Source organism: Acetatifactor sp. (assembly GCF_982438285.1).
The window spans coordinates 1-6,690 of record NZ_CEWDFQ010000168.1; the positions used below are offsets into that span (position 1 = coordinate 1).

The following is a 6,690-nucleotide window of genomic DNA, read 5'->3' on the forward strand; positions in this document are numbered from 1 at the left end:
GCTTTAATTTATTGTTATAGCCGCCCTGGCTTCTGCTTTGCTGTCCGCCTGTTCTGGCCTGCTGACCTGCTGGCCGGTTTGGCTGTCCTCCCTGTTTTTGTCCAGGCATCTTGGAATTTTGAGGATTGCTGACGAAAATAATTTTCTTTTTCTTCTTAGGCGGCTGAGGCTGTCCCTCTGCCTTTGCTGGAGAAGCTAAAGACGCCTTGGAAGGCTCTTGTGCTTTCACCGCCTCTGTTTTGGAAGGCTCTGTTTTCGGAGACTCTGCTTTTGGAGCCTGCGTCCCGGCAGCCTCCGCCTGAGGAGCCTGCGCCTTTCCAAATGCCTTTCTCACCATCTGTGCCGCATCCTCCTCAATGGAGCTTTGCGCCGCCTTGGCCTCTATTCCTTTTTCCTGTAAAAAACTTATGATATCCTTGCTTTGCTTATCTAATTCTTTCGCGAGTTCATGTATCTTTATTTTCGCCATGCTTTCCTCCATTTCTGCCATCACCGGCATATTCCTTCATTTCCAACTGTTTGATGATCGCGTCTGCCAGTCCCGCATTGCGTACTCCCAGAGAAGATCTCATTTCCTTTCCGATGGCCCGGCCCAGCTCTTCCTTCGTGCTGTACTCATAAACCGGAACCCCATAAAAGGAACATTTATCAGTAAATAATTTTTTGGTGTTCGCTGATGCGTCCCTGGCAATAATTACCAGCATGGCTGAACCATTCTTTACTGATTCCAGCGTCTGAAATTCACCGCTGGCCAAGTTGCGCCCTCTCATCGCAAGTCCCAACAGAGATAAAATTTTATTCTGTGCCAAGCTCCTCAAACTCCTTTTCCAACATATCATATACCTGGACGGGAATGCGCATCTTGAAGGAACGCTCCAATCCTTTGTTCTCCCGGGCAAGGCGAAGGCACTTCCCGCTCTTACAAAGATATGCGCCCCGCCCGTTTTTTTTGCCTGTGGTATCCAGACATATCTGATCCTCAGCCGTTTTCAGGACTCTCATCATGTCCTTTTTTCCCTTCATCTCACCGCAGCCTACACACCGCCTCAAAGGAACCTTTTTCGCCATAAAAAATCTTACTCCTCGTCAAACTCTCCGTCGCCGCCAGCTTCCACAGAAACGCTCTCCTCTTCCACTTCTTCCAAATCAGTTTCCTCTGGATTCTCATCCTGCGCGTATTCGTACTCCGCACCGTCCTCCAGATACTCCTCTTCCTCGTAATCGTCCATGTAATCCTCGTAACGGAAGCCGGGCGCATCCTTCGCCTGGGTTTCGGATTTGATATCTATTTTGTAACCGGTCAGTCTTGCAGCCAGTCTTGCATTTTGTCCCTCCTTGCCGATTGCAAGAGAAAGCTGATAGTCAGGAACCACTACCTTGGCGGTCTTTTCGTCCGGGTCTGCAAACACAGCCACTATCTTGGCAGGAGACAGCGCATTCTGAATCAGATTACCCGGATTTTCATCCCAGTTCACAATATCGATCTTTTCACCTCTCAACTCCTCCACTATGGCGTTTACTCTGGCTCCGTTCATGCCAACGCAGGCGCCAACCGCATCCACATTGGGATTGTTGCTCCAGACGGCAATTTTAGTACGGCTTCCCGCCTCTCTGGCAATGCTCTTGATCTCCACTGTTCCATCCTTGATTTCTGTCACCTCTGACTCAAACAGCCGCTTCACCAGCTCCGGATGGGTGCGGCTCACATTAATGCGGGGACCCTTGGGCGTGTTTTTAACCTCAAGAATATATACCTTGATTCTCTCCGTAGGCTTGAACACCTCTCCCTTTACCTGCTCGTTTTCACTGAGCATGGCGTCCGCCTTGCCCAGATTAACGCTGATGTTTTTTCCAATGTAGCGCTGTACCACACCGGTCACCACATCCCTTTCCTTCTCATAGTACTGGTTATAGATAACGGTTCTTTCTTCTTCCCGGATTTTCTGAAGAATCACATTCTTTGCATTCTGTGTGGCAATCCGCCCAAATTCCTTGGACTGAATCTCTACGTTCAGAATATCTCCCACCTGGGCCTTCTGTGAAATCTCCCTTGCATCCTCCAGGCATATCTGAAGGCAGTCGTCAAGCACGTCCTCTCTTTGGTCAACCACCTCTTTTTCCGCATAAACCACAAAATCACAGGTCTCCCTGTCAATTTCCACCTTCACATTGTCCGCCTTGCCAAAATGATTCTTGCAGGCTGTCATCAGAGAGTTTTCAATGGCCTCAAACAGGGTATCCTTGCTGATCTCCTTCTCCTTCTCCAAGATATCCAACGCTTCCATTAATTCCTTATTCATTATTTCCTCCATTCCGGCTTACCGCCATTATCTATTCGCCAACGTACTATTTAAAAATCAAGAGCCAGACGTATCAGAGCTATCTGCGGGCGCGCAAAGGTCCTTGGCGCATCCCCCTCAAGAATCGTGACGCACTCCTCATCAAACCCCTGCAGTATGCCTGTAAATTCCTTACACTTGTCAACGGGTGAAAACAGCTTTACCTCTACCGCCTGTCCTATGCTTTTTTCCAAGTGCTTATCCTTTTTCAATGTTCTGCCAAGCCCCGGACTGCTGACCTCCAGAATATAGGCGTCAGGGATAAAATCCTCTTTATCCAGCGCCTCCGACAATGCGCGGCTGACCTTTTCACAGTCAAGAATATTCACTCCGCCCTCCTTGTCGATATAAGCCCGAAGATAATAATCGCTGCCTTCCTTTACATATTCCACATCGTAAATCTCCACACCGTTTTCCTGTGCAATCGGCTCCAACAGCTCCTGGGTTTTCATTTCATAGGTTTCCCTTCTGGACATCTGCCTCCTCCTTTTTGGTTCTTACACAAAGAAGAAAGAGTGGCGCACGTCCACTCTTACTCTAGTAATCATCGTATTCAAGTTTAGTATAGTACTGCTGTCAGGAAATGTCAACACCTTTTGGACAGCTTTTTAAGCTTTTTCATGCTTTTTCAAGGCTGCACTGCTGCAAGGGCTTCTGTAGAATACTCCTGTGCCAGGCCGGCAACCACCAGACAGCGCCTGCTTCCATCCTTCCCAGTACAGGTAGACAGAGTCAATATCCTGTCCGCTTCCACGGCTTGTGCCTCTTTGCTCTGATAAAAAGCCGGACTGTTTTCCACAGCATGCAAAAAGCTTTCCAGACCCTGGCTGCTTCGGATGCCGTACACATCCGGCAGGTATACATCAGAAAACTCAACCACTGCATAAACAATATATTTTAGTTTTCTTTCTTCTATATAAATGTAGACAGCGCTTTCCTCAGGCTGATCCTGTCCAATGTGGGAGAGACTGCCGAACATGGATCCGTCTTTCATATTATGTCCGTACAATATGGTATTGAAATCAGAAAAATCCTTTCTGTTACAAGAATTGGAATAGATGCTCCCCGAGGCGTCCTCTGCTCCGTCGGAATTGTGATTCAAATAATAGTCGTCTCTCTCGTTTTGCAGCACCGGATACTCCAGCCCGATCTCCGGAATGGATATCCATGCGTAAATGTCAGGATTTTTCTGCCGCAGCGCATCCCAGTCCGGCATTTCGTTTTCCGTCCTGCCCTCCGATGCGTTTTGATCCACTTCTCTGGAGGGAACGTCCTTTGCCGCCCGCTGAAGGGTGCGTTCCTTTTCCCGGCGTTCTGCATCCCTGGCCTGCCTGAGTATCTCTGCCTGCCTGCTTTCATATTCTCTTTGCACCCTTATGCGCTCCGCACCCCAGGCAAGCAGACAGCTGACCGCAGCAAGCGCTGCCAAAGCAGCCGCCAGCAGGGCGGCAAAGCCCATTTTCTTTCTCCCCATGGCGATTTCCCCTAAACTCCTTGTAACAGCAGACGCGCGCCTCCAGACGCACCGCAACGGTCAGACAGGGCGGCCGTGTATGCGGCAGCCCTGTCTGAAAAATTGTATGAGTTTTATGTATGAGCTTTTGCTGTTACTCCTCTTTATTTTTACGATAATTCCAAATCCCTGCAACTGCTGCCATAAGACATAGCGCTGCAGCTGCCAGCGCAAGCTGCCAAGGGACTCTTGCAGCGCCTACAGGCGCCAGTGTGGCTGAAATGACAGGCACATCCACCTTCTCCTGCTCCTCCTGTTCTTCTCCAGCCGTCTCGCCCGAGGTCTCTGTGTCTGCCCTGCCGTCCTGCTGCTGATACATGGACAAACCGCTGTCAAAGGTTTTGGGGGATCTTCTCCCGGCGCTCAGAACCACCTGCTCAAATTGGGCATTGCCTGAATTGTCCCCTTCACCGCCTGATGTATTGCTGTCACCGCCCTGCTGATTTCCATTATTTCCTGAATCTGCAGCCGCTTCCTTCCAGCCGATTACAAAGGGCGATGCGCTCATAATATGTATTTTCAGTCCGGCCTCTGTCTCCTCAGGTGCGAAGTATTCCATGGTACCCGGCACTGCCCCGTTGCATGCCATGGTAATCAGGTGTCCCACCACAAAATCATGAGCCGCCGAGGAGGTTCCTGCAGGATAGGGAAGAATAAGATCTATACCTGCAGCAGGGAAATTCTCTTCCGTTGCATCCTCCCAGGTATTTCCGCCGTCAAAGCTGACCCGTACCTTCACCTCCAGCGCCGCCGCATTCCCAGCAGCAACACCGCTTAAAATTCTGCCCGCTTCACTGCCGGAAACTTTTCCCACAAGATAAGCCGTAAGCTCCTCTACCGTACTGCAGCCAGCGGCCTCCTTCACCGCCTTCGTCAATACAGACTCAGGCAGCGTTTCCAGAATATCCGCTTCCGCTACAGCCAGCTCCTGCTTATTGTCAGGCGTCACTGTCACATTCCCCGACGCCGTGCCCTCTAATCTGGCTCCAGTGTCAGAAGGTGCAAGAGCCGTCAGCTCCAAAAATCCGTTCATGTTGATGGTTCCATCCGCATTTCTGGTGATGCCTCCCTGGATGGCGGCAGACACATTCAGGCTCACAAACCAGTCTGCAGCTGCCTGTCTGCCTTCCGCATTGGCGGATTTCACCCCGTCAAAATAGTAATTTGTGCTTCCATAAATCTGATTGCTATCCTGGGTTCCCTTTACCTTAATCTGCGCCGGCACTGTATTGTCATCTTTAAAGGAGAGCAGCCCCTGGGCCAGGAAATCAGTATTCTTAGCATCATTGGTGTACAGCGCTACATTGTAGGACTCATTATTATAGGAGGTACAGTTATAAACCTGAACGTCCGGGCAGCTGTTGGAATCAATTCCCTTTGCCTTATTGGCAAAGGCAATGCTGTTTTCCAAAGTGTGATAGCCCGAAATGCTGGAGCCTCCCAGCTTGAAGCCATTTCCGTTTCCGGCATTGACCTCGTTTCCGCTCTCATCCATCACATATCCGTTCTTAAATGCCACGCTGTTGCGGATTACTACCTTACCGATAGGCCCGCTTTCCACCTTTGCGAACAAATCCCAGCCGTCGTCTGCATTGTAGGCCGCAATACAGCCGTCAAATACATTTCCATCGGCAATGGTCAGCTTGGCCGCAAAGCCGTCCGCATCCTCATATCCCGCATCCGCGTTCAGATAAGAGGTGCAGTTGAGAATCAGGTTATCGGAAGGCCAGTCCTCCCACAAATCAGTACCTTTATAGCGGCTGATCTGAATTCCCGTGTTGCCGTTTTTATAAGCATACAGGTTATCCAGCACATTATGGCTTCCCGACACTTGAATGCCCTTTTGTCCATTGGCAGAATTGGTCACATCAAAGCCCTGGAAATACCAATAGTCCCCCGCCAGCACCATACCTGCACATTTCCCCTGGAAGTCCAGAACCGGTCTTGTGCTTCCCTCCGGATCTGCAATCATATAAATCCTCTGGCTTTCCGTGCCGTCAATTCCTCTGTCCACAGTAACCGTGCTGTCAAGCAGATAGGTTCCCTCCATCAGAATCAGCTTCTGGCCCGGAGCCGCATTTTTCACTGCAGAATAAATATCCATGGGATTTTCTCTGGTTCCCGTAGCGTCTGCTCTTCCGTTTGGACTGATATAAAGATTCAAAAGAGCGCTGGTCTTATACTCCACTGTAAAGGTAAATTTCACCGTCTCGTAGCTGCTTAAGCGCTCATAGGCAGATGGCTTGTAATCCGCATCCGGTGTAAACGTTACTTCAAATTCATTGCTTCCTTTTTCCAGCAGCGCATTTACACGGAATTTCGTGTCTGCATCTACATGCTGTCCAGAAACCACCGGACTTCCGTTCTGATTCGTAATGGTCAGCGTACCGTCCGCATTTCCGTAATAGACCATCTCATATTCAGGCTTATTCGCCGTCTGTGCAGACTCTATGGTATAGCTTGGAGTCACATAGGTGACAGGCCTTTCCTCCGCCGGAGCATCGTCCTCCGGTCTTATGGTGGTCAGCTGCACATTTTTGATATTCACCCTTGCATTTCTGGAGGCAAAAAAGCCTACATAAATATTGTTTGCATCCAGCTTTGTCAGCGCGTCCCCGTCCTCGCCATGATAATATTTATTGGTAGTGGTCTGGCCATTTTCATCCGTATAGCTTAAGAAATAGCCCGTATTATTTCTCTGAATGGTAAGGTGGAAAGTATTCTGCGTGCTGATGTCTCCCATATCAACGCCCTGATTGGTATAGCCTCCCGCCACATTATAAGTCCCAGCTGGCAGTCCGCTTTGGGGCGCCGTTGTTTCCAGAGTGGTCATGGTGG

General features: G+C 49.7%; 7 protein-coding genes. All 7 read right to left on the reverse strand.

Annotated elements, in window-relative coordinates; genetic code table 11:
* A partial coding sequence (locus AC1WIP_RS09380; RefSeq protein ID WP_481141596.1) for a translation initiation factor IF-2 N-terminal domain-containing protein occupies window positions 1-469 on the reverse strand: 469 nt, incomplete at its 3' end.
* Entirely contained in the window at window positions 447-809 is a 363-nt protein-coding gene (locus AC1WIP_RS09385; RefSeq protein ID WP_318705277.1) for a L7Ae/L30e/S12e/Gadd45 family ribosomal protein, read from the reverse strand. The genes AC1WIP_RS09380 and AC1WIP_RS09385, both read right to left, overlap by 23 nt.
* Window positions 796-1,068 carry an RNase P modulator RnpM gene (rnpM, locus tag AC1WIP_RS09390; RefSeq protein ID WP_481141597.1) on the reverse strand — a complete coding sequence of 91 codons (273 nt, stop codon included), beginning with the start codon at window positions 1,066-1,068 and terminating at the stop codon, window positions 796-798. Before rnpM ends, AC1WIP_RS09385 begins: the two co-directional genes overlap by 14 nt.
* 8 nt (window positions 1,069-1,076) lie before the next feature.
* Window positions 1,077-2,300, reverse strand: coding sequence for a transcription termination factor NusA (nusA, locus tag AC1WIP_RS09395; RefSeq protein ID WP_481141598.1), 1,224 nt, complete (start codon window positions 2,298-2,300; stop codon window positions 1,077-1,079).
* 50 nt (window positions 2,301-2,350) lie between these two features.
* Entirely contained in the window at window positions 2,351-2,815 is a 465-nt protein-coding gene (rimP, locus tag AC1WIP_RS09400; RefSeq protein WP_481141599.1) for a ribosome maturation factor RimP, read from the reverse strand.
* Between the two features lie 152 nt (window positions 2,816-2,967).
* Entirely contained in the window at window positions 2,968-3,813 is an 846-nt protein-coding gene (locus AC1WIP_RS09405) for a sortase domain-containing protein (protein ID WP_481141600.1), read from the reverse strand.
* A gap of 133 nt (window positions 3,814-3,946) precedes the next feature.
* A partial coding sequence (locus AC1WIP_RS09410; protein ID WP_481141601.1) for a right-handed parallel beta-helix repeat-containing protein occupies window positions 3,947-6,690 on the reverse strand: 2,744 nt, incomplete at its 5' end.